Origin of the sequence: Vibrio sp. 2304 (assembly GCF_033339475.1) — a bacterium.
Classification (GTDB): domain Bacteria; phylum Pseudomonadota; class Gammaproteobacteria; order Enterobacterales; family Vibrionaceae; genus Vibrio; species Vibrio alginolyticus.
Genome location: NZ_JAWOUQ010000108.1, coordinates 1 through 559, shown reverse-complemented (window position 1 = coordinate 559; position 559 = coordinate 1). Strand labels below are relative to the sequence as shown.

1 protein-coding gene is annotated in these 559 nt (G+C 30.2%); it reads left to right on the top strand.

Going from position 1 to position 559, the window contains the following annotated elements; all coding sequences use genetic code 11:
• A partial coding sequence (locus R7P64_RS24500; protein ID WP_318124228.1) for a peptidase U32 family protein occupies positions 1-559 on the top strand: 559 nt, incomplete at both ends.

The window sequence follows — 559 nt, the reverse complement described above, 5'->3', positions numbered from 1 at the left end:
AGTATTGCTTAGAGAATTCTAATGGGAAAGTAGTATCCGATCAAAAATACTACTTGAGTATGAGAGACTTAAATACAATAGACTTTATATATGACTTAGAAAATGCTGGTGTAACCTCATTCAAAATAGAAGGAAGAATGAAAAGACCAGAATATGTGGCAGTAGTTTGTTCGATTTATAGGAAAGTTTTAGATGGGTATGAAGTAGATGAAAATGAAAAAAAGAATCTGTATGAGATTTTTAATCGTAAATTTACTAAAGGTATAATGCTTGGAGACTTTGGAGTCAATTTGATGGCAGTTGATAGGCCTAATAATAGAGGGGTAGTAATAGGCAAAGTTATAGATGTTAGAAACAAAAAAGTAAAAGTTAAATTACTAGACAAATTGTTTGTTGGAGATGGACTAGAATTTATAAATAACAAGGGAGAAAATATTGGTTTTATATCTAATACAAATGCTAATTGTGGAGATGAAATTATATTTGAAATTGAAAGCATTAGGAATGGGTCAAGCGTAACAAGGACATCAAAAAGAAGCTTATTGGAAAATGCATCCAA